The organism is Pseudalgibacter alginicilyticus (assembly GCF_001310225.1).
Taxonomy (GTDB): domain Bacteria; phylum Bacteroidota; class Bacteroidia; order Flavobacteriales; family Flavobacteriaceae; genus Pseudalgibacter; species Pseudalgibacter alginicilyticus.
Genome location: NZ_CP012898.1, coordinates 1,422,667 through 1,447,188 on the forward strand (window position 1 = coordinate 1,422,667; position 24,522 = coordinate 1,447,188).

Here is a 24,522-nt window from a genome sequence, read left to right on the forward strand (position 1 = left end):
TCTTTTTTTGGTATTTCTTTTCAAATTAAAAATCAATAAAACAAAAAGCACTGTCCAATTAAGAAACAGTGCTTTTTGTTTATAAAATCCTATTTTAGTTATTAATCTGTGGTTTGATCCCAAAGTCTATAAGGGTCATCGTGTGCCACCATCTGTTCGAATAACAAAGTCTCCATCTCAGACAATTTATCAGCATACTTAGGATTGTTTGCTAAATTAGTTTCCATTTCTCCCGCTTTATTATGCTCTGGTAAATACTCGTTTGGGTTTTCAGCTAAGTTAAAAAGCTGAGTTTCTCGTACTTTACCATCCATGACATCATACTTTATTAATTTCCAATCGCCTTTTTTAACAGATCGCATACCTGGTTTTGTACCTCCTGCGTACACCCCATACATGACATCTCTAACCACTTCTTTTTCTCCTTTTAATACTGGTACAACACTTTTACCTTCCACAGTCTTTGGTGTTGTAATTCCAGCTAAATCACATAAGGTTGGCAATACATCTAATAAATACATATTACCTTGAACACGTTTTCCTGAAGGTAAGCCTGGCCCCTTAACAATAAAAGGCACACGCCATGTATGTTCGTAAAGGTTTTGTTTCCCTTGTAATCCATGTCTACCTATTGCCATTCCATGATCGGCTGTGTAAATAATATAAGTGTTGTCTAACTCTCCCATATCCTCTAATTTAGCCAAAACTTTTTCTAACTGATTATCAATATTTTCTGAACATGCAAACTCTCTACCTAATTCATTTCTAATAGTATTTTCATCCCTATTTTCCCATACCCCACTTACTCTAACCTCATCTCTTAAATCTGGATGCCCATGAAAAAATGGATGTTCTTGCAAATAATTTGGTGGCAAATGTGGTTGTTTATCGTTTAATGCTGGAAGCGTATTTTTATCTTTATGATTTGTGGCTCCATATTTTTCTAATAGTTCTGGTGTTCCATCACGAACATCATGTGGATGCGAAAAACCAAAATAAATAAAAAATGGATTTTTTTCTTGAGCTTGCTCTCTTTCTCCCAAATATTCTAATACTTGCTTAGCATGCCAAGCGCTACCTGTTTCTTCTGTGCCACCTCGCTTGGTAGCATCTTTAACAACAGTAAATTGTTTATTTGCTCCAGGATATGAATTTCCTTTTTTACAGGTTCTCATAGTTTTGTACCCCGCACGATTAAATACTGCCCCTATAGTTTGTTCATCTATTTCATGAGGATCTGTTTTTTTTTGAAATTGAGCACTAAGTGGCAAATGCCAAAGGGTACGCCCAGACATAATCATATGACGAGACGGAGTACAAACAGCACCATTCATAGACCCCATGTGGTGTGCTTGCTCAACAACCACCCCTTCACTAGCCAATTTGCTAATTATTGGTGTTTCTAATATAGAATTTGGATCGTAAGTTTGTAAATCGAAAGGTGACTGGTCATCTACTAAAACGAACAAAAAATTAGGTCGTTTTTCTTCTTTACTTGCCTCTTGTTTTGTCTCTGATTTATATTTACAACTTGTAAATACAATAGAAAATAAACATAGAATAAATAGTTTTTTTGTGAAACGTGTCATGTTTAGTTGTTTTTTGAAAAAGTGATTTCCTGTGAACTCCTAATTATAAAAATACTTAAAACTAATAATCCCTCAATCCTCAAAAAAATTATCGGAGCTCCGGGGATTATATATTAGAGTAATTTATTTATTTTTTTCTAACTCTTCTAAAGTCCAATAGTCTTCTCTACCCTCGGATTGTTTTCTAGCTCTTGCAACCTCATTTCTATGAACTCCACCTTCATCATTCATTACTCTTACATAAGAAAGAACATCTGCAATCCATTGGTCACTATTCATATGCAAAGGCATCATTATACCATAATCTTTACCGTCTATTGGTCCAATGAGTCCGTTTAATAATATTTTACTAAGTACGGCTTTATCACCTTTAACTCTTGGACTACCTATTAATGTAGGCGCAATAAGACTTCCATCTTCTATAGCTACCCCTTTTAAATCAGCCCCATGACAAGTAATACATAATTGTTTATAATTATCATATCCTGCAAGTACACTCTTTTTTGTACCAACACCCATACCTGAAATTCGCTCTTTTATTTTTTCTAACTGAGAATCATCTTTCTTTAAGCTTTCAGTTATTGCATGAGACACAATTTCATGATCGCCATATTTTGAATTAAGAATATTTAATAATTCTGTAGCTTTTTTATCTTTACTGTATCTTAAACTTAATGCTAATTGATTTACAACATCAATATCGGAATCTGACGCTAATTTTTCTAAATCAGAAATAATATCCACTTCTCCTGCTTTTAAGAAGTTTTCACTCAAACGAATTGCTGCTACACGTACTCTTGGATCTTTGTCTGCAAATTTTTCTTTTATTAACACTTTATTTACATCTCCCAAACCTTCTAAAGTCCACAACGCCCCGACACGCTCTAAGCCAAAGTCCTTATCTCTATTTAATAAACCATCAAAAAAGGACTCATTATCTCTAGCTATAGCTTGTAACTCTGGAACTACAGTTTGGTCATCTTTTAAAACAATTAATTTTTGAGCTGTATTGCGATACCAACCGTTTTTATGGCCTAAATATTGAATTAACTCCGAAGCCTTCTTCCCAATAAGATTAGGTTTTACATCAGGTTTAATATCTTCATGAACAATTCTATAAATTCTACCTTTTCCAATATTTTTATCCAATTCTTTACGAATAATTACAGGACGAAGAAAACTTCCTTTTCTTGTCCAATTTCCTTCCTGAATAATGCCACGATACATATCTACAATATAAAGTGCTCCGTCTGGTCCTGTTTTAGCTTGTACGGGTCTAAAGTTTAAATCGGTCGACGCCATAAATTCTGCTTTATCATACGCATTATAGAGCACTTTTTTACCATCCTCTACTTTTACTTTAGCCCGGCGTATTAATCTACCAACCGGCTCTGGAATAAACAAATCACCATATGTAGATGGAGGTAATTTATGCCCTCTAAAAATTTCTTGACCTGCAACTCCTGTAAAGTGATTAAGCGTATTATCTTCACGTAGCTTCTTTGTTCCTCCTTGTACATCAGGTGTACCAACAATTGGCCAGGGTTCAACAAAACCTTCAGACAATCTACCTTTTGGATTATAATCGCCATATACGGCTGGTTGCTGAAAACCATAAGCTGGATTTTCACTACCAGCTGCTGAATAGTACATAACGCCCATATCATCTTGAGTTAACCCCCATTGACCACTTGGCATAATATCTAAAGAATCTACTATAACTTTATCTTTTTTAAACTTAAAACGTATTGGATTATATGTGGTATATACCCAATTATCTAAATTCCAAATCAAACCACTTTGTTGGTGTTCCAAGTTACCACCTCTTCTGTTTTCATTGTAATATACACGTTCTTTTTTATCTGCAACTCCGTCACCATCTGTATCTTTATAACTCCACAAATCATAGGAATATGTTTCATTTACAATTAACTCGTTTTCTAATGGCAGTATCATTCTTGGCAACATTAAACTATCAATAAACACGGTACTTTTATCCATTTTTCCATCACCATCTAAATCTTCTAATAATTTTATTTTACTAATAGATCTATTTGTTCCAGTACCATCCACATCTTGCATATACGTGTTCATTTCTGCAACAAACATACGTCCATTTCCATCCCATGCTATAGCTACAGGCTCATCAATCATAGGTTCACTAGCCACTAACTCAACTTTATAACCTTCAGGCAAATAAAATGTTTTCATACTTTCTTCAGGTGAATGAAAAGTAGAAGGCGCCTCCCTTATTATTTCTGGCTTTTCATAAATTTTTTCTGAGTATGCTTTTTGTTTACAATTAAAAAAACCAAGAAAAATTAATAACAAATAGTAAAATCTTTTTAAAATCATTTTGTTTTATCATTATTTTATTGAAGAAAATAACCCATTTATCTCTCCATCAATTATTTGGGAATTCACCCAATTTTTCAATTGATAAAAATACTAAATCCATTTATGATTTATCATAATTTTTGAATAGTTGCATAATATGCTCCCAATTCCTCTTTTGAATCTAAGGTAAACCATGTTTGAAGGTGTGTTTCACCTTGTTCAAGTTCTACTTCAAATTCTACAAATTCATCACTTGGATTTACATCTTTACTTATTTCTTTATTTTGAATATTAATTTTAGCTTTTTCAATAATCAAAACTTTACTCTTTTTACTTTCTGTAACACTTGTTCCTGGAAGTGCTGAACGTAAGGGTGCCTTAGCATTTAAAGCTAAACGGGTTTCTTCTGGCCACCTACGAAGTTTTATATTATACATTCCTGTTTCAGCTACTTTAACACGCCAAAAACCATTATTTATTTGACCTTCTCTAATATGATCTTGTTTCCAAGGTGTAAAGGTTTCGCTATGCCAGTCATGGCAAAATAAAGTTGCTGGGTTTTCTGCTTGGTGTCCAATGATAAAATATGGCTTTTCTTCAAAAGTTGGAGAGATTTCTGCCCACCATTTATCATAAGCAGCTCTATATGCTTCAACTTTTTCTGGAAATTGGTCTGCAATATTTGTGCGTTGTTCAGGATCTAAATCTAAATTATACAATTCTGTCCCTTCCACCAATCTCCAATTCTGATGCATCAAAGCAGTTCGCTTCCAAGGCACAGGGTCAGTAGAGAACTGTGTGTTTACGTATACGATTCTATCTTCAAAATTAGTTTTATCACCTTGTATTAGTGGAACTAAGCTTGAACCATCAAATTTTAAATCTTCTTTAAGTTCTAAACCACATAAGTCTATTAAAGTTGGTAATATATCATAATGCGCTGTTAATGTATTAATATCTTGACCAACATTAACGCCTCCATTTTTCCAATGAATATAGAAAGGTACTCGATGACCGCCTTCATACATACTGGCTTTTACACCACGCATACCAGCATTATTACCTTTAGCTATAAAACCATCTAAACGATCTTCTCCTTCTCCCATCTTATTTCCTGCGGCAGAACCATTATCGGCAGTAAAAATTAAAATGGTATTATCCATCAAATCAATAGATTTTAAGTATTCTACCAGTTTACCTATATTTTCATCAATATTGGTAATCATTCCGTAAAAGGCTGCATTAGGAATGTTTTCATTATCCTTGTAGGGGGTTGAATATTTGTCATCTACCCAATAAGGCGAGTGTGCAGCGTTGGTTGAAAGATAACAAAAAAATGGTTTATCTTTTTGTTTTTCTATATACTGCATAGCTTTTTTGAACCATATATCTGTACTATAACCTTTATATTTTTTTAATTTACCATTATGAACATAAGTATCATCAAAATAATCATTATTCCAATAATCCATGGTTTGCCCTACACCTCCACCACCGTGCATTAAAACGTCATCAAAACCCTTGTCTTGAGGTCTGAAAGGATAATTATCTCCTAAGTGCCACTTTCCAAACATGGCTGTATTATAACCATTGGCTTTAAATATTTCAGCCATAGTTTTTTCTTTTTCAAGAATAAGTGAACGCCCTTTTATGGTAAAAAACACCCCTGTTCTATAATTATGATGGCCTGTCATGATGGCTGCTCTAGTAGGTGCACATGTAGGACTCACATGATAATCTGTTAATCGTATACTCTCTGCATATAATTTATCAATGTTTGGAGTTTTAATCCATTCATTACCATGTGCAGCTATATCGCCATAACCAACATCATCAACCATAATCAGGATGACATTTGGCTTTTCATTCACTGTAGAAATTTCTTTTTTCTTTACTTCAGATTTACAGCTAACGAGCAATAAAGCAAAGCAAATAAATATAGTTTGAAATGTAATTTTTTTTAAATTAGGTTTCATCAAATTAAACTTTTTAATGTGAATAATTTATAAAAATTTATTATCTACGAAAGTAATTTTTTAAAAGCTATTACCCTATAACTTATGGCTCATTCACTATAAAACATCAACTATTTAAAAAACTTTCACCTTAAAATCACCAAATATCCTTTGGTTTATTAAACTGCCATTTTGTAGATATATAAAAAAATAAGGTTTGGTTTTAACCATCTTTTTGTATAAACTTAAACACAAGTCTTATTAAATCTTAACAATCTTCTTGGTAATGACTTTAGTCTCATCGCTAATTTTTAAAACATAAACACCTCTTTGCACACCAGATAAACTAAGTGTTGGGTTGGTATTGTTTTTAGAGTTTACCTCCAATACTTTCTGCCCTTTTACATTATATAAAGCAATTTTAGTATCTCCACTTAAATTTGCATTGACCAACGACACTGTAAGCTCTTTAGCTACAGGGTTAGGGAAAACACTAATATCATGAACCAAAGCATTTGAATTTACAGGTAAGGATTGTGATGAAAAACTAAACCAATTTACATTAAACAAGTAACCAGTCCTTGTGCCTTTAAACACAAAATACACATCATTAACGCCCTCTGATAAATTAGGAATGTATACTGAATCTGTTACCCAATTTTGCCAATCTCCTGAATTTGTTACTGGTATGGAGGCTATTAATGTTCCCGTTACAGCACCTAAACGCACCTCTATAGAACAATCGTTATATTTACCAGCTGTTCTTGCATTTACAAATTGGACAGCTGTTAAATCAATATTTTCAAATTTCACCCAATCTCCATTATTAATATAACCAATATTTGAGCCTCCTTCAGAACTATCCCCTAACTGGATACCTAACATGCTATCGTAACATTCCGCTTCCATTAATTCTGCTGTTTTTGGGCATGCGTTATTAATATCTGCACAATCATCATAAGTTAGTATTGTATTATTGGTACCATTATCGGTTACGCTGCCCCCACCACAATTTTTTATAGTATTTCCATTGGTGGTAGATTCAAGAACAATATCATATTCTGTTTCATTAGTAATGGTAGAATTATTTCCGGTCACCACAATAGCACGCTCTTCATCTGTATCAATAGGACCTGGAGTTCGGTGAAGAACGATTCTGTGGTTATTTCCGAGAACGTCTATGATATTGTGTGGCCCCATGGCATGTGGAGAAGGAATGATAGTCCACTCTAAGTTCATATTACTTCTTCCTAATCTAAAATCTGACAGCGGTGCATATGAAAAATTCCCACTTGAATTGGTAACATTTCCTCCTGCTGGTAAATTATAATTTGTAGCGCCGCAATCAATAGCGTTAGAGTTGCTTACATTGGCAGGCCCTCCTAAATATAAACGAATACCACCCCTCATTTTTTTTGCTGTACAATTTTCAACAGTAACGCTTCCCGGTATACCGTACATTCTAAAAGCATCTTCACATAGCGAATGTACTTCATCTGTTGGTATTGGATCATTGTCATTTAATGGCAATTTATAATCTGAACGATACGGCAAATCGTATGTATTAGTTTCGTTATACAGTTCGCCTGTTGGACGCACTCTTCCTTCAACCATGGTATTTTTAATAACGGTTTCATCTGCATCACCCTGCATATAAATACCATGCCCAAATGCTCTTTGTTGCAGCTCTACATTATCAATTGTATTGCGTACACCAGTTATCAACAGTCCGCATCGTTTATCCAACCCATACACATTATCCGAACCAATACCGTAAATACTGCCATAACCATATGGGTAAGAACCTCGTACTGTTAACTTAATACCATCTATCAAATTATCTGCACCCGAAACTCTCATGACGGCGGCTCCTCCTAAACCATAGGCTAAATTAGCTCGGTCTTGATTGTAAGCACTAAAATCAGTTATCTCGGTCAAACCATTTTTATAGGTATCTTCTATTACGCCTCCTATAATGGTGTTATTATTACCTGAAACCACCAAATAAGATTCCTTAACACAACCCACAGGCACATTTATATAGGCACCCGTTAACGTAACGGTATTATTTGAACCAGAGAATGTAATGACCCTAGAACCACTAGCTAAATCATCTTCTAGATTATAGTTTCCAGGTGCCAAAGTAATTTCTCTATCACTTAACGTTACTACGGCTCTGAAATCGGCCAAAGTAGTAACTACTACTTGTGAATCGAGTAATATTGCCTTATCTTTAATAGTCATATCCCCCCATATTGCGGCATTCTCATAAGCAGCAACATTATCCGTTGGCACATATGCCGTTATACTTGCTGCAGTTCCATTCCAACCTGCGTCAATGGTTGCTGGTACAGCCCCCTCAACCATTAAGGTTGATATATTTGTGCCTTGAAATGAATTCAATCCAAAGGAAGTCATAGTTGCAGGAATTGTCAATGTAGTCATAGCAGGACATTCCCTGAATGCTTGACTAGGCAATGTAGTTAGCCCCCCAAGGTCTACAGAACTTAGATTATCGCTTTGCCAAAACATTTGAGTACCAAAAGAAGTAATTGTGTTAGGAGGTAAAACTACTGATATAAGACTATCCAGGTTACGGAAGGCTTTATCTCCAAATACTTCTCCATCAAGGAAAACAATAGATGTCAAACTTGTCATCCCGCGAAAACAATTTGCTTGAAATGTTTTATAACCCATTGGGATAATAGCAGTTGTAATACCTCCACCAAAACCTATAAAACTACTTGAAACCCCAGTAACATTATAAGTTGTTGATGTCGCTGAATCTGTGGCAATAATAGGAAATACTACATCTCCAGTTGCGGTTGTCTCCGAAACATATGCATCTAAACCAACTACCGTAAAAGTGTAATCTCCATCTGTAAATTGTGCCGGTGCAAATGCAATAGTAAAAAAAGCTATTAATAATAGTAATGTTTTTTTCATAATGGTTTAGTTTAATTGTTTTCAATAACAACAAATTTATACCTATATAAATCAAACATCTATAACTTATAGTTCATTCTCTATAAAACATCTACGCTTTATAATGTTTTAATCTTTAGAAATTATTTTAGGATTAAAAATAATCTAATTAAAACCAACCTTAACACTTTCTAATTTCTTAGCTTTTTTTAACCCATAGTTTTTTCTTTTTCAAAAATAAGTGAGCTCCCTTTTATGAAGACCTGTTCTATAATTATGATGACCTGTCCATAGTGGCTGCTCTTATAGGTTTGCAAGTAGGACTCACATAATAATCTGTTAATTTGGTCTGTTGTTATACCATCCTAGACTATTTTATTTCTATCTTGCCCGATACTAAAAATAAGAATAGCACATGTTTTACATTTAGCACCTTTACTAATCTTAATAATTCCATATTATCTATTTAAGTTCAAGTTGCATATATTCCCATTTATTATAATATATTATATCATTATTTATAATAAGCATCTCTAAATAAACTAATACATCCTAAGGTCACAATATCAAATGTTAACTCAAAAAAATTCAAAATTTTAATTATTTTTTTCAACCAAACTCGCATAATTATAATAAACCGCGCCTTCTATTTCTCCAGAAGTATTATAAAACCACGTTTGAATGAATGCTGGCCCTTTTGGTAAATTTTTCAATGTAAAAAGTACGCCATCAGCATTTGGATTGGCATCTTTTTTTTCGTCAACATAAACTGTATCACCGTTCCATATTTTAATTCGAGCACTTGCTATGTTAAGAGCAACAGGAGATTTATTGCTATTAAACACCTTATCAACTGGAGCGGTATTTAATGTTGTTTGATTTTCAATTTCTTTTGGCCATCGACGTAAATCAAATTTATACGTACCTGATTTTTCAATATCAATAGCAATAAAACCACTACCCTCATCGCCTCTTGCAACATTACCTTGGTTCCAAATCACAGAATTATGAAAATCATGGCTATTTAGACGTGTTTCTGGTTCCGAAGGGTTTCCTAATACAACACGGGTATATTCATCAGAACGTTCTTTAACTAAAATCCACCATTTTTCATATTCTTCTTTAAGCTCCTCTATAATAGCAATATACATAGAATTATTAATAACATTATTTTCTTGTTTTTCATCCTTAAGAACATCATAAAGTTCCCAATCAGAACTTTCATCCTTTCTAACTAATCGCCATTTATGAGTTATATTACCCCCTTCCCAAATATCTTTTTTAACAGAAACTTCTTTGAATTTTTCAACATTTTCAGTACGCATATTCACAATGGTAATTGCTCTATTTTTAAATTCATCTGGATCATTTGAAGCATCATTATCTAATAAGAGTTTAAAACTCTGTCCGTGAATTTTTAATTTCTCTGGTCTGTTTGATACATCATATAAACCAAGAACATCCATAAAAGTTGGCAACCAATCAATATGTGCTGTAAGTGGTGTAACATCTCGACCTTTACTTAATCCTCCAAGGTTACCATTTGGCCAACGGACAAAACAAGGGACTCTGGTTCCCCCATCATAAAAAGAACCTTTTCCTCCACGTAAATGAGTGCTTGACCCATTATCTGTTGTAAAAATAAGAATGGTATTTTCTGCAATGCCTTTATCTTCTAAAAACTGTATAAGCCTACCCATATTCTTATCTATATTTTCTACGGTTCCTGTAAAAGCCTTAACACCTTCGCGAGCATCATCTGGCATATAATGAGGACTATGTGCGGTTGCGGTTGGGATATATGCAAAAAACGGTTTGTTTTTCTTAATATTTTCATCCATAAATTCCATAGCTCTATTAAAAAAGAAATTTGTAGTAAATGCACCTTCTATATCATCTTTTTCATCTGTCATTTTCACTATAGAATCATTCACCCATACGCTAGCACTATTATTTGTATTACCCCAATAATCTGGTTGCTGACCTGTTCCACCCCCTTTAGTCCAAGCTACATATTCAAAACCTCTATCTTTAGGACGAAACGGATAATTATCACCTAAATGCCATTTAAAAAACAAACCTGTAGCGTATCCATTTTCTTTAAATATATCTGCCATGGTAATTTCATCTGCTCTTAATTGATATCTTCCAAAAATGGTATGCCAAACCCCGGTTACATCATTAAATCTCCCAGTCATTAGAGCAGCTCTTGTTGGTGAGCAGGTTGGTGACACATGAAAGTCTGTTAGTCGTACACTTTGCTCTGCTAATTTATCAATATTAGGCGTTTGAGGCCCATTTGGGTTGTAATAAGTAAAGGCATTATGACTGATATCATCAGGCATTACAAAAATAACATTAGGTCTGTTTTGTGAACAGACTGTTCCAAAAACTAAAAGGAACAATAAACTTATTTTAAATGTTTTCATGAGTAATTTATTTATTATGAATTTTCATTTTAGCCTTCAACACGGTTACTTTTTTTCTTGTCATTTGAGTTTATATCTTCAAAAACCTCCATTAGATAAATATTTTATATTATTTTAAAACTGGGTTTTCCATAATTTCTTTAACAAGTTCAGGACTTGTTTCCTCAATACCCGTTAGTATATACACAACCATACCCGCATCCGAAGGGTCAAAATCACCTTTTTTAACGCAAGTTTCCATTCTTGAATAAAGCCATTCCCAAGCGCCTGTTTTGTATGCTTTACTATTTTTAGCCTCTGAGGTTTTTATCCAATCAAATTTTTCTTTTGAAGTTTTCAAGCCGTCATAACCTTCTCCTCCATTCTGATCGGCAATATGAATACATTCCAAACTCCCACCTTCTTCTCCTGAAAAAGCAGTTTTAATTTCATTAAAAGTCCATCCTGAATGAATATCCCAAAAGTCTTTCTGTGGTTTATCACTATGGTTGTTGTTCCAACCGGAATGCGAAATAAGCTTTACATATTTACGCTTAGAAACATCGGCACGATTAATAGCTTCCCCTACAACCTGCATAGGGCCAGCAGCAATAATAATTAAAGGATCATCTTCTGAAGATTTATTGATTTCATTACGCATAGCCGTATAAGCCACCTCTGCATTATCAACGGCACAAATAAAGTTTGTATTATTAAAACCGAACCATTCTCCACCTTTTAAAGCACTTTCACGCATATGTTGATAGGAGTTCAATCCAGATTCTGAAGTTGGATGATCTTGATTGCTTCCCCAAATGTGATCGCTATAGGTATAAAGCACTAAATTATCTTGAAGTCCCTTTGCTGCAAGTAAAGCCAAACTTAAAGGTGTTGCAGCCCAATCGTCATGATCGTGTTCATTCCCATCAGAACTAATTGCTATTCGTCCTTTGCCTTGCCAAACCGGTGTTTGAGCAAAAATATTTCCCATATTCAACATGGAAATAATTAATCCGCAAGTAATAATAAACTTTGTGTTTTTCATATCTATTTAATTTGTTTAATGTTATTATTAGTACCTAAATCAGAAATTCCACCAATAGATTTACTGGTTATAGATTGATGGCTGGCATAATAGTAATATCAGCATTAAAATTTTTATCGTTTTCATAAGTTGAAGAATAAGCATAAGCGTAATTCTTAACAACGGTTGTGTTAGGAAAATGCTACCTTTAACGTCCTTTGTAGTTACTGTATAAACTCTTAGCTTTAATACCACATTAATATTACTTTCTTATAACTTAGGAAGCAAGTCTTTAAGAGTTTAGTATAACTTGTGCTTCCAATTTTAAAATCGACAAAACCAGTAATATAAAATTACTAAGCCTTTTTTAAATTACTTTTATTGATTTGTATTTCTTTTAAGGTTTAAATTCTAAGAATATACATTATATAAACTATGATCCAGTAATTGGCAATAAAGCTTTTTTATTTAATTTATCTGCTCAATTAACACCAAACTCCATGGTGTTAATTCTCTTTTTATTGTAACCTCTCCTTTTTTATTAGCCGTATATAATTCTGTCTTTAAGTTTTCTGCATATCGTTTCATTACTTTGATTTGTTCTCGAGTTGGTGGCTCTGGTTTTCCCATAGATTCCCAATATTTATAAATATTGCCACTTTCAGCATCTAAAACTTCTACTTTAACCATGACACCTGGTTTTAAATCTGAGATTGTAAAATCTAACTGACGGCTTTTTCCATTTTCGTATTGATCAATTTTCTTGATACTTGCAGGTACTGCTTTATAGTGATCCTCTGGATAATTATATGCCAACGCCACAATTTTATCATCCCCAGATTTTTTGCTTACAAATAAATAATCGTTTTTATAAAGTTCAATATCTCCTAATTGGTGTAACATACGGTAAGCATGGTAAGACGGTTTAACCAAGCCTTGATAATTTATCATACCAAAACCTCCATGAAAAATACTTTCTCCTCCTCCTTTTTCTTCAAAAATATCAGTAAAGGTCCAAAAAGCCAAAGAATTGGTTAACCCAATACAATCTAAATTAACTTTGACAATATAAGCTGCCGGTGGCAAAAAATCATGCATAGCATCTCTACTATTTGGACTTGTATTCCACTCTGTTAAATGAATTTCTGCATTTGGATATGCACTTTTCTTTATAACTCTATTTAACCACTCTATATCTGTTTTTGTTGAATTCACATTACGTGAAAAATCTTTTCCTTTTCCTGTTGTTGGATTAAATGGATAATCAGTTGGATATGGATGTGTAGACACAAAATCTACTGGAAGATTTTCCTTTTCACAATAAGTCAAGAAATCTTCAATCCAAACGCCCTTCCATTGCAAATCATTGATGTTTTCAGCAGTAAATGTGATAAGATCACCATCTCTACTTTCAACCTCACCATCATAACGCCCGTCAGCTACAAAATTACTACTTGATGGCCCTCCTACTTTTAAACGTTTATCAACAGATCTTACGGCCAAAACAGATTGTTTATACAACTCGAAATACTGTGATTTTGTACCATCAAAAAAACCATAGTGCAAGTTAGGTTCATTCCAAACCTCAAAATACCACGTAAGAACTTCCTCAATTCCATAGCGATCTACACAATGTTGCGCAAACGCTTTTACCAAATTATGCCACTCTCCAAACTTAGATTCATTTGGTGTAATATTTGCTTTCCACCAGAATTGCGTTTTACTATTCTCTGCCGCTAACGGCGTTGGAAAATAGGCTAATTCTACAAATGGTTTGACATTAATATCAAGCATCCTATCAAATAGGTCATCAATGTATTGCCAGTTATATGTATATTTTCCATCCTTTTCAAATATTGGAAACATATCATCGTGAAAAATACCATGAAACCTCACAAATTCAAATCCACATTCTTTGTGTACTTTTTCTAACTGTTCCAACCATCCAGCACGTAAACCTTCATTAGCACGACCTGCTCCCACACTTTTACTCCAAAAGTGTTCAAATTTTTCTCCACTTTGACTAACATTTACTTTTACCTCTTGAGAGAATACCGTGAACATGGACAGCATAAAAGCTCCAATAATTAATAATTTCTTCATATTAATTTTCTTTAATTAAATTTGACATTCTTAACAAACTCATTTGTTATTACTTGTTTTACATCAACTTTTTTCCCATCTAATACAACATTATCAAATACAATATTTTCAACCAAATGCTCATCATCATATCCCACTAACTCCATACTTGCATGGTCTATTATCGTATACGGTTTCCAATCTGGTCCATCCTGAAAACCTGTAAGTGTCGTATCTATAGGAGCCGAAGTCGCTGTAATATTTTTAAAAGTCACATTTTTAATATGACCGCGTTCTTCGGTTTCTGTCCATCTTGTTTTTCCTATCCAACACGAAATTAATCGACGCGCTTCTTCAATTCTGATATTATCAAACATAACATTACTAATCACAGCATCATCACAATGGTATACTCTTAATGCGGTTTCTCTTCCTACATCATGAATAACATCACAGTCTTCAAAAAGTACATTGCTGATGTTTTCATGCACCTCTGCTCCTATACTTAGTGAATGTGCAAGCTCATTCCAAATTACACATTTACGCGTATGAACATTATTAACTTCTCCATAACCTCCAAATGACTTAATAACTACAGCATCATCAAAGGTTCTCATAAAGCAGTTTTCAACCAAAACATCTCTACTACTAGTAATATCTACGCCATCTGCATTACCTCTCCATCCTATAATTTTTATATTATCTACATGTACATTATCTGAACTTTGAATAGGAATAGTCCAATGACTTGGGTCAAAAATGGCCACACCTTCGATAGTTACGTCTTTAGCCTTGTGAGCTAAAATAGTATATCGCCTTACCTTTTTAGGAATAGCACTCTGATCTATAATCCCTCGACCTCTGATACTTACATTTTTTCCTTCTAAAATAAATGTTGGTTTTTTTCTTAAGTGACCTCGTATTTCAATTTCTCCATCTTGGTCTGGTACACCACAACGGATATATGCTCCACCAGCTATATAGATAGTTTGATTATCGGATACCGTTACTTGGGACACATCATGTACTCCTGGGCCAAAATAAATCACATTTGGATCATCTGGATTTGGAATATTTTCTTCAAACGGATTAGCTAATATGTGTAAAGACTCATGCCATTCTCCATTCACTTCAACCGTTACATGACCAGGTTCTTTTAATTGAAATGTGATTTTAGTTCCTTCTATTATTGGTTTAATACCATAGGATGTTGGTAAAACTTTAACCGTCTTCACTGGAGTAGAACAAGCTATAGATACGGTAACACTTTCATTCATATCAAATGATGCTATAGAAGCTAAACCGTATCCTCCTCGCAAGGGGTTTAAACGAGGAATGGGTTTAGAGGGTGGAATTTTTGTATTATAAACCGGTACATTTTGTTCTTCGACCGTAACCTCAAAAGATTCTGACAATTTAATTTCTTTTGGTGCAGGATAAACCTTTACTTTTTGTGCAAAGGAATTAAACCCTAAAAAAAATACTATACTACATAGTAATATTGTTTTTCCTAATTTATTAACCATAATATCAATGTTTATAATTTTATTTTTTTGGATATAACATTCATTCATTTTCAAAAACTTGTTCTAATTTTATGTAATCGATAGCTAATTCTCCTTTTGATGGTTTCCAGTCACTTTTAAAAATTCGAACAAGATTATCGCCTTCTTTCAACTCTACGATACCAAAATCAATTTCTGTAAAAGTTTTAGATTGTGGGAATTTAAACTCGCGATACAAATGACTATTGATTAATATATTGTGATTAGACTCGCCTTCTGGTGATGCATATCTCACTTTAAATCTAAATTTAGATGGTTTAGCAACTTGGGCTAACATAGACACATGGTCGTACGGATTATCGAAATTGGTAACATAGCCTTTTCCGCTATAGTCTTTTAAATACGTATCTACAAATACATTGTACAAGTTTCCTCCTGCAGCAAAACCGCTTTCGGCTTCCAATTTCATTGTCACTCTAGTACGTTCAGCTTTTCCTAAACCTTTTTTTGAAGGGATAATCGGAATGATATTACCGGCTTTATCATATTCTAAATAATCTGCCATTGAAGACCGTGTTTCACTTAATCCGCCAGACAACCACGCGCTGTGATAAAACATAATATCTTTCCCTTTATAGTTTACAACACCACCGTGATTGGTCCCGCTTTGTCCTTCAAAATCATCTATAAACACACCTTTAAACGTGTATGGTCCTAAAGGCTTATCGGCTACTGCATAAAACATTTTTTCTGGCCAGCGTCTCGGCGTTAAGCCCGGATAAGTTAAATAATAGGTGCCGTTACGTTTGTGGACCCAAGGCCCTTCAAACACATGGGTTAACTGCTTGGTTAAATCAACATAGGTTTCTGGTTTTATAGACATAAGGTCCTCATTCAATTCTGCGGCATAACACTGTCTATCGTGACCCCAATACAGATAAGGTGTGCCATCGTCGTCAATAAAAATAGCAGGGTCCTGCCCAAACTCTACGCCCTTAACATAACCTAAATCTGTAAAAGGACCTTGCGGGACATCGCTACGTGCAATTCCGGTTCTAAACAATCCAATACCCGCTTCTTTCATACAGTACACCAAATAATATTGCCCACGATAATACGTGGCATCCATGGCCCAAGCATGACTCTCTGCCCACTCTACATTTTCTAAATGCAAAATTCTACCGTGGTCTGTCCAATTCACCAAATCTGTTGTAGAAAAGGCGTGGTAACCTGTCATGCCGTAATGGTTATTAGATCCAGGCTCATCGTGAGAGGTGTACACCCACAAAGTATTGGGATCGTCTGGCCACACATGAGGAGATGGATCTGCTGTAAATACATTTGTGAAAATGGGATTTTGAGAGACCCCGATTGCCACACTTAAAAGCGCAGTTAACAGTAATAATTTGGTTTTCATTTTAAAATAGTTTTGTCTGTCTGTCAATCTTTTTAAAAAGCTATTATCTTTTGTTGACTTTTATAAGCGTTCCTTTGTTTTCTATAATCTCACCTTTGGTGATTATACTGCTATTACTAGCCTGAACACCTATTTTAATAGGCATTTTGGTTTCGTTTCTTAAATTTAAATTGGTGGTTTCTGCCTCACCGTAAGGAGACATCGCTTCTCCATGCTCTGGATGCGTATACCCCACCAAAATAGGTAAGTCTGTTTGACGTGTTTTACCGTTTTCCGATTTTAATACTATGGTATTATCAGCCCCTTGAATGGTTGCTAAAGCATGCACCAGACGGTCTGATTCTGCATCATCTACAATTAAATCGACTTTAACGCCACTACCTTCAACAAATAATAATGGTCCGTAATTGGCATCGCCTTTACAATTTTTAACCACGGAATTATCTCCTATCCAATACCCGCGTTCTGTCCCTATAGTTGTACAGTTTTCTAAGTGCGCTGTGTTAAAACGCAATTCGAATCCGGCACGTGTATTTTTAGCGGTACAATTTTTAAAGCTGATGTTTTCGCATGTACCATAGGTCCTAAAACCGTCTTCGCAAAGGGATTTCATATAGCCTGGCGTGACTACATATTCACCTTCACGATTTTGTGTCCAGGTTTTAAAATTTACATCGAATGCTGGCCCTGAAGTTTCAGCCAGAATCTCATCGGTTGAACGGACTTCGCCTTCGGCATAACAATCTTCAAAATAGACATTCTTAGGACGTTTTTGAATAAAAAAACAATGTCCAAAAGACCGGTTATAAACCTTACATCCATACAATTTCGTTTCATTTCCTGTCACCAAAAGGCCGCTGTGTTTACGATGTTTTATCGTGGTTTCTTTTTGTTTTCCTTTTCCAAATAAATCGCCATACCCATACGGATAAGACCCTTTAACATATAATGTAATGTCTTTTAGAACATTAGATTCTCCAGCCACTTGAAGCACTGTACCACCACGTGAAGTGCCTTGTCCTATACATCTAATCGTAAGTCCCACAACCGTGTTATGAGCACCTGTAATTAAAAATTCGTCTGTGTGAATAGGCGGATTTAATACGGTTCTAATTTCGGTATCCAATTCTATTTCTACGCCTTCTAAGTTGAACACATTATTGCTACCACTAAACGTAATGTATTGATAGTCTTGATTATCTTTACGTGTTTTAAGACTATCAAGAGTTAAATAATCGGTGAGTTTATATACTCCAGGCGCCATAGTAATGGTATTGCCACTTGCTGCTGCGTATTTGGCAAGCTCTTTTAAGGAGCTGATTTTAATATCCTTGGCTTCTACAAACTGACTAACACATAGCAATCCCAAAAAGCATATTCTAAATATCATTTTCATGTATTATAATTTTTGATTTTAAAACACTCTCGTTCATTAATTAGTTAATTGCTTTAAATTTTCTAACTAAAAGCAAACCTTAACTTAGATCCTTGACTGAAACTAAAACCGGGATTCATTTCAATACGATAATTTTCAGAGGTTTCTTTAAAATCTGCATCTATCTGTTTACCGTTTAATGTTACATTCACGTGGTTTACCTGTATGCCTTTTACTTTATTTAGGGTAAATTCATTTAATTTTAAGTTTCCATAACGCAGGTTTAATTCTGCTATCAGCGTTTCATTTTCAATTTTTTGAATAAACTGTCCCCAGCCTTCTGCAGTTGTAAATGCTGCTTTAAAATGATCTTGTTGCATACGTGGTCCAAAAGCAAGTTTCCCTTCTGGTCCGTCATATTTATAACCACACATCGCCATAAAAGCACTATAACTCGCTAAAGCTCTAGCGTAATGGTCACCACATTCTACTTCATTATAAGGGTTACGAAGATTGGGTTGATAACGATCGCTAATGGCTTTACCAATAGCCAATCCTTTTTCTAGCATACCTTCCCAAATCATGTGTGCGGATACCTGCCATTCAAATCCAGACATGCACTCATTATAATATTTATGGAAATTTGTTTTTTGTGCATTTTCTTTTCCAAAAGGCCAAGTACACATTACCAATCCCGCATCGCCTTCAGCAGCATACCAACGTCCTTTAGGATGCTCTTTTCTGAAATCCCCAACATTAGGAGCGAAATTATAGATCCATAAAGACTCTAAAGCTTTCCGAACCTTGTCTCTCGGTAACAGCGGCTCTAGTCCGACGTTATACAGCCAAAACTCCCCAAGAACTTGATCGATATGGCACCCGGTTGTAGAGCCTCGTGTTTTTTCTGGTTCTAATTCTGGAATATGAATAAAGTAATTAAATTCATCTTTCCACATTAAATCTACCATGGCGGCAGCTCCTTTAGTTGCAAGCATTTCGTAACGTTGCGCAACTGCGGTTTCATTCATTTGTTTGGCCATAACCGCCGATGCCCTAAGTGCTGCGATATACATATTTGTTAACCAATGTACTTTACCGAACCAGTTGCCATCTAGTGTATTATGTTGTGCTCCTGTCATGACTCCATCTTCATCTTCATCCCATGTTTTTATCACATAATCCATGGTTAATTTGGTACGTTCCCAAACACTTTTTAAGAAGGTATAATCTGTAGTCATTTGGCTTTCGCGAAGCACTCTTAAAATGGTTCCACATTGCCCATCTGGCGCCTCCTTAAATGCTTTGGTAGAACAGCGAAAATTCATTGCGCCTGTATCTCCCTTTAAACTTAAATCTAAATCTACCTGTTCGCGACATTCGCGTTCTATTACAGGAAATAAGCGCGATACCCCTTGGGCATAATGCCAAACATGTGTACAATTCCCTTCACAACAGCTCACACCTTCATCCAAGCCATATCTATTATTTTGCATCGCCAAGCGTTTGGTTAATTGGGTTTGCATACAATCTATCGGAATAAAAGTGCGTTCTAAAAACCAATAAGGCAAAGTTGAATCGTACCAGGTCTCTACCCATTTTTGAGTTTCACTTCTAAGCTCGTCTTCTTTTAAGGCGACAACCTTTGCAGAGGTACTGGCATTAGGCCATTGCGTCGCATAATAATTGATGTCTCTAGACCATACTGTTTTCCCATAACCTTCTACATATCTGGCATTAGGAAAACGCCATGATAGCGTAAAGGCAATGGTTTTACGTGCTCCGGCTTTTAATGTAAACTCACGACCTAATGATGCATAAGCCTTATCGTTGAACGGGCGCTTTTGTATGTGTTTAGCTTTATTGTTCGGTTTATTGGCTGAAAATAGATTAACTTCTCCAGCTTGAGAGCGCATGGTATCTACAAAATCTGCTTTCTCCTCGCCTAATATCCCGAGTGCTACAGCGCCAAAATCGTTGGCGTGATGAAACGGGATTTTGTGGTCTTCACCGTCATCATCTAAAGATTCGGTCCAACATTCTACAACCGATAGTCCTTCTAATTCTTGATATTGACTTAAACGGACGCCGTTACTATTTTCTTTTCCTGTTCTATAATTAGAGAAATTCTCTATCCATCCGCCAATAGCGATATCCTGTTCTTCTTCAGACGTATTTTCGATGGTGTATCGCATAACGATTACCGGATAACTTGAATTGTCTCGATTTAATGGAATAAAAGGGGTATAAGCTTCTAAGTGAACTTTTACAGGGCAACTGGTATCAGCATACTGCACATCTCCCATAGGATACTTATTGGTAAACTTTATATCTTGAAAATCGTTCGCATCTAACCTAAACACACGTTTCGTTTTACCAGACCCTACTTGCAAGGCAAACCCTTGGTCTATTGGACTGTAAGGTGTATCAGGTTTCATATATTTATGTCCAGCCCCCATTTCTCTCCAAACGTCATCCGGCTCCCCATCCAAATTCCAACGCCATAGGCGGCCATCGCCTCCTAAATAGATTTGACCTGTACCAATACCATTTATTGGCATACCAATATATTTTAAATCTTGACCCGTGGCATGCATGGCTTCACCTCTCGCATACAAACTTTCAATCCATGCTTTGGTGAGTTTTTTATCGGCAGGAATCACATGGTCGAAATCCCTTTCACTAAAAGGGCCTGCCATAAGTCTAATAGGATTAATTGCTAACATAGCAGCCGATAAACTAACCGTTTTTATAAAACTTCTACGACTGTTATCTATATTCTGGTTAGTTTCACAACACCCTGAAGCTGCGCAACAACTAATTTCATTATTCTTATTAGCCATATTTTTTTAAAATTCTGTTTTACAATCAATACTATTTCAATCGACCTTAGCGTTTAGTACGATTACCTTCATTGATTTTGTTTTCTTCATCGGTTGCCTTACGTACTTTGCCCACACTTTTTATTTTTGCATTTTCGGTACCTTTAAATGTGATGACCTCAGTTTCGGTTTGGTTGTCTAATTTAATATTAGTAGCATGCATCTTCGCGTTTTCATTAAAATTACCATAGCCCTCCCAAACCGATAATTTAATAGCCATAGTTTCAAGGATAAATTTTGGGTCTGCCGTTTTAATAACAACATCGTGACCTGTACCATTTATTTTTGCCAATAAGGTATTCGCTAAGCCATTTCGGCTATCTAAAATCGTCATCTCTACTTTCGCATTTTTGGCATTGGTATACGGAATACAAAAGGCCTCGCCATATTTAGCATCGGCACTACTATTTATTACCGTATCGCCATTCCCAATATTATATCCCGTAGCCACACAATCGCGTACCACACAATCGATGATGGTATCTCCCGATGAACTTAAACCGGTACAAATCCCTCTTCGCATTTGGGTTACGGTACAATTTTTAATGGTAGTATTTTTGGTTTTATGGCCTTTGTATTCTGGATACATACGGATGCCATCTTCACTAAGCGAAATGATTTCTCCTGGAAGAATTTTACCATCTTGGGCAACGATGGTTCCTTCAATATAATTGCCTTTAGCCGCGTAGAATTTCTTATCGAAACCATAACCCGAAGTTTCAGCCAACATAGCATCTGTTGTTCTTAACAATCCATCGACTTGGCAGTTTTCAATCAAGGTGTTTTCTGCACCTTGTAAAAAGATAGCGTGCCCCATGGCGCGCATATGCACTTGGCAACCCAATAATTTTACGTTTTTAGCAGGATACCCTACGCGAATACCGTTCATTTTACGAACATCGCCACCACCTAAACCATACAAATAGCCGTAGCCCCAAGGATTAGACCCTGAGGTTCGGACTTCTACATCCTTTAAAGTTACATGTTCACCAACGATGTTAAACATCTTGTTTTTACTTTGTCTTCCTGGTGTGTTTCCATAAGTCTCGATATACAAGCCTTCTAGCGTCACGTGATTTCCCGAAATTTCAATGGCGCAATACATACTATTGCCATCATCGCTTTTAACTAAATCGGGACGACTGAATAACTTGGTGTCTACCATAAACCGAGCACCACTTAAATCGTAATAAGAATTGTTACTGGTGATTTCAATGAATCTTATCTTTTCAGCGTCATCAATTTGATAATTTCCCGGACTGAGTTTTACGTGAACATTATCCTGACTGACATAAGTTTTAAAATCCTTAAGTGTGTGTACTTCTATGACCTGCTTCTCTCCTGTATTAGTTTGTGTGTGCGCACTAAAAGTGACACTTAAAAGAAGCACTAAGGTTACAAATTGTTTTATCATTTAATTTTGGTTTAGTCTGTTTTAAGTAAAGTATTATGATGTAAGATTTACTTATTTTCCGGTATAGTTTAAAGAATTATCTGTTCCTAAATCTGTAATTTTACCTTTAGATTCCCCTACAACTCCAGAACTTTTATCTGATAAATATACCGGATAGGTTGTAAGATTATGAAGCTCAAAATCGAAACCTTTAAAGTTATTTTGGTTAGGTAGATTCCCGTGTAATAACCTGATATTCTTTTTATCGCCCCCAACCTGAATTTTTAATCCTTGGTCTGCACCTTGACTAGAACCACGGAATGTAATTTTGTGTTCACTACCTCCAATATAGGCGATATTCCCTGAGCCATTATAATACGGTTCTTTAGAGTCTAATAGTGTGATATCTGCATTATACGATTTATCGCGTTCGTAAGTCGATGCATATGCCGGCCCATACGTAACATCGGCTTTACAATTTACCAATTCGCCCGACCCTAAGGAAAAGCCGTTTTCACAACCAATAGCCACACAGCCTTCCACGCGTTTTTTTCCTGTAGCATGAGCAATAGTGACGCCTGTTCTCATGTTTTTTACGGTACAATTTAACACGGTAACATTAGACGTTCCTCGTCTGTAATTTTTTCCATCAATTACGGTTTCTCCGCCATCGTAAGCACGAATCCCGGCTTCTCCTGTACTAAGCATATAGCCTTTTGGAAGCTTATATCCCCAAACAGTCATAAAGTCTACATCGAATGCTGGCCCTGAAGTTTCTGCCAACATATCGTCGGTTTTACGCATTTCACCTTCTACAACACAGCCTTCAATTATTGGGTTATTTGCTGCTTGCATAAAAATGCAATGCCCATAACTTCTATGTGTAAATTTTGAATCTTTTAAATGATTTGATTCCCCACGGACCAAACAAGCACTGTGTTTTTTATGTGGAATAACTGATTTTCCGCCTTTCCCAAAAGCATCGCCATACCCATAAGGAAAAGACCCTTTTGTAGTAACATTAAATCCCTCTACACGGTTGTGCGAACCATCTATTACAATGTTGTTTGCACGATGTGCAGGATGGTCGTGTACAGAACCTACATCGACTAAGGTTAAGTTTTTTAATACATTTTTGTTTCCTATAATTTGAATCTCATAAACCTGAAATTTCCCAAAAGCTTGTAACACTTTTGTTTCTACATTTATGGTTACTCCAGTAAAATCGTAAGTGCTATTATTCCCTTCAAAAAGCAATAATACCTTGCTGGTATTTTTAATTATGGTTTCTTTAGTGTATAATCCGTTTTTTACATCTTCGGCTGTGATAGTATACACACCCGGCTTCATCTTTACATGTACATTATCGTCGTCTAGAAACGGTTTTAGCTCTTCTAACGAATTTACCATCGTTTGTGCATTTACCCCTAAACTAGGGAAAGCAAAGATTCCCATTAGGCAGAGGATATAGCATTTTAGTGTGGTATGAAAATTTGTTTTTTTAAGATTGAAAAGAAATGTTGTCATATAAATTTGGCTTGTGTTTGTAAATGAAATTATGGTTCATAAAAATAGGTAACACCTCACCTTTTGAATATAAACTATGGTGCAATCCGTATAAATTATATGCCTA

Annotated in this window: 13 protein-coding genes; all 13 read right to left on the reverse strand. The window is 35.4% G+C overall.

Annotated features, from left to right (window positions below):
- Window positions 1–101: 101 nt before the first annotated feature.
- Complete coding sequence (locus APS56_RS05940; RefSeq protein ID WP_082379263.1) at window positions 102–1,589, reverse strand: sulfatase family protein; 1,488 nt, start codon at window positions 1,587–1,589, stop codon at window positions 102–104.
- 123 nt (window positions 1,590–1,712) lie between these two features.
- Window positions 1,713–3,944, reverse strand: coding sequence for a DUF7133 domain-containing protein (locus APS56_RS05945; protein WP_054725972.1), 2,232 nt, complete (start codon window positions 3,942–3,944; stop codon window positions 1,713–1,715).
- A 113-nt stretch (window positions 3,945–4,057) separates the two neighbouring features.
- Window positions 4,058–5,902, reverse strand: a complete 1,845-nt coding sequence (locus tag APS56_RS05950; RefSeq protein WP_082379264.1) for an arylsulfatase — start codon at window positions 5,900–5,902, stop codon at window positions 4,058–4,060.
- Window positions 5,903–6,142: 240 nt separating this feature from the next.
- Entirely contained in the window at window positions 6,143–8,827 is a 2,685-nt protein-coding gene (locus APS56_RS05955; protein WP_054725976.1) for a carbohydrate-binding protein, read from the reverse strand.
- Between the two features lie 575 nt (window positions 8,828–9,402).
- Window positions 9,403–11,235 carry a sulfatase-like hydrolase/transferase gene (locus tag APS56_RS05960; protein WP_082379265.1) on the reverse strand — a complete coding sequence of 611 codons (1,833 nt, stop codon included), beginning with the start codon at window positions 11,233–11,235 and terminating at the stop codon, window positions 9,403–9,405.
- Window positions 11,236–11,344: 109 nt separating this feature from the next.
- On the reverse strand, window positions 11,345–12,259 hold the full coding sequence (locus APS56_RS05965; RefSeq protein WP_054725984.1) for a hypothetical protein: 915 nt from the start codon (window positions 12,257–12,259) through the stop codon (window positions 11,345–11,347).
- Between the two features lie 447 nt (window positions 12,260–12,706).
- Entirely contained in the window at window positions 12,707–14,341 is a 1,635-nt protein-coding gene (locus APS56_RS05970) for a GH39 family glycosyl hydrolase (RefSeq protein WP_054725987.1), read from the reverse strand.
- Between the two features lie 11 nt (window positions 14,342–14,352).
- Window positions 14,353–15,846, reverse strand: coding sequence for a glycosyl hydrolase family 28 protein (locus tag APS56_RS05975; RefSeq protein WP_157757615.1), 1,494 nt, complete (start codon window positions 15,844–15,846; stop codon window positions 14,353–14,355).
- A 40-nt stretch (window positions 15,847–15,886) separates the two neighbouring features.
- Complete coding sequence (locus APS56_RS05980; RefSeq protein ID WP_054725993.1) at window positions 15,887–17,242, reverse strand: family 43 glycosylhydrolase; 1,356 nt, start codon at window positions 17,240–17,242, stop codon at window positions 15,887–15,889.
- Window positions 17,243–17,285: 43 nt separating this feature from the next.
- Window positions 17,286–18,638, reverse strand: coding sequence for a hypothetical protein (locus APS56_RS05985; protein WP_054725997.1), 1,353 nt, complete (start codon window positions 18,636–18,638; stop codon window positions 17,286–17,288).
- A gap of 62 nt (window positions 18,639–18,700) precedes the next feature.
- The gene (locus APS56_RS05990) at window positions 18,701–21,457 is read right to left on the reverse strand and encodes a GH116 family glycosyl-hydrolase (RefSeq protein ID WP_054726001.1); all 2,757 of its coding nucleotides are present in this window, start codon (window positions 21,455–21,457) and stop codon (window positions 18,701–18,703) included.
- A 46-nt stretch (window positions 21,458–21,503) separates the two neighbouring features.
- Complete coding sequence (locus APS56_RS05995) at window positions 21,504–22,910, reverse strand: right-handed parallel beta-helix repeat-containing protein (protein WP_054726003.1); 1,407 nt, start codon at window positions 22,908–22,910, stop codon at window positions 21,504–21,506.
- A gap of 51 nt (window positions 22,911–22,961) precedes the next feature.
- Window positions 22,962–24,344, reverse strand: coding sequence for a hypothetical protein (locus APS56_RS06000; RefSeq protein WP_054726006.1), 1,383 nt, complete (start codon window positions 24,342–24,344; stop codon window positions 22,962–22,964).
- Window positions 24,345–24,522 lie beyond the last annotated feature (178 nt).

Excerpts from the sequence above, each read along its gene's own strand:
- APS56_RS05970 (WP_054725987.1), bottom strand. The coding sequence starts at position 14,341 with ATGAAGAAATTATTAATTATTGGAGCTTTTATGCTGTCCATGTTCACG.
- APS56_RS05980 (WP_054725993.1), bottom strand. The coding sequence starts at position 17,242 with ATGAAAACCAAATTATTACTGTTAACTGCGCTTTTAAGTGTGGCAATC.
- APS56_RS06000 (WP_054726006.1), bottom strand. The coding sequence starts at position 24,344 with ATGGGAATCTTTGCTTTCCCTAGTTTAGGGGTAAATGCACAAACGATG.
- APS56_RS05960 (WP_082379265.1), bottom strand. The coding sequence starts at position 11,235 with ATGAAAACATTTAAAATAAGTTTATTGTTCCTTTTAGTTTTTGGAACA.
- APS56_RS05990 (WP_054726001.1), bottom strand. The coding sequence starts at position 21,457 with ATGGCTAATAAGAATAATGAAATTAGTTGTTGCGCAGCTTCAGGGTGT.
- APS56_RS05995 (WP_054726003.1), bottom strand. The coding sequence starts at position 22,910 with ATGATAAAACAATTTGTAACCTTAGTGCTTCTTTTAAGTGTCACTTTT.
- APS56_RS05975 (WP_157757615.1), bottom strand. The coding sequence starts at position 15,846 with ATGGTTAATAAATTAGGAAAAACAATATTACTATGTAGTATAGTATTT.
- APS56_RS05945 (WP_054725972.1), bottom strand. The coding sequence starts at position 3,944 with ATGATTTTAAAAAGATTTTACTATTTGTTATTAATTTTTCTTGGTTTT.
- APS56_RS05950 (WP_082379264.1), bottom strand. The coding sequence starts at position 5,902 with ATGAAACCTAATTTAAAAAAAATTACATTTCAAACTATATTTATTTGC.
- APS56_RS05955 (WP_054725976.1), bottom strand. The coding sequence starts at position 8,827 with ATGAAAAAAACATTACTATTATTAATAGCTTTTTTTACTATTGCATTT.
- APS56_RS05940 (WP_082379263.1), bottom strand. The coding sequence starts at position 1,589 with ATGACACGTTTCACAAAAAAACTATTTATTCTATGTTTATTTTCTATT.
- APS56_RS05965 (WP_054725984.1), bottom strand. The coding sequence starts at position 12,259 with ATGAAAAACACAAAGTTTATTATTACTTGCGGATTAATTATTTCCATG.
- APS56_RS05985 (WP_054725997.1), bottom strand. The coding sequence starts at position 18,638 with ATGAAAATGATATTTAGAATATGCTTTTTGGGATTGCTATGTGTTAGT.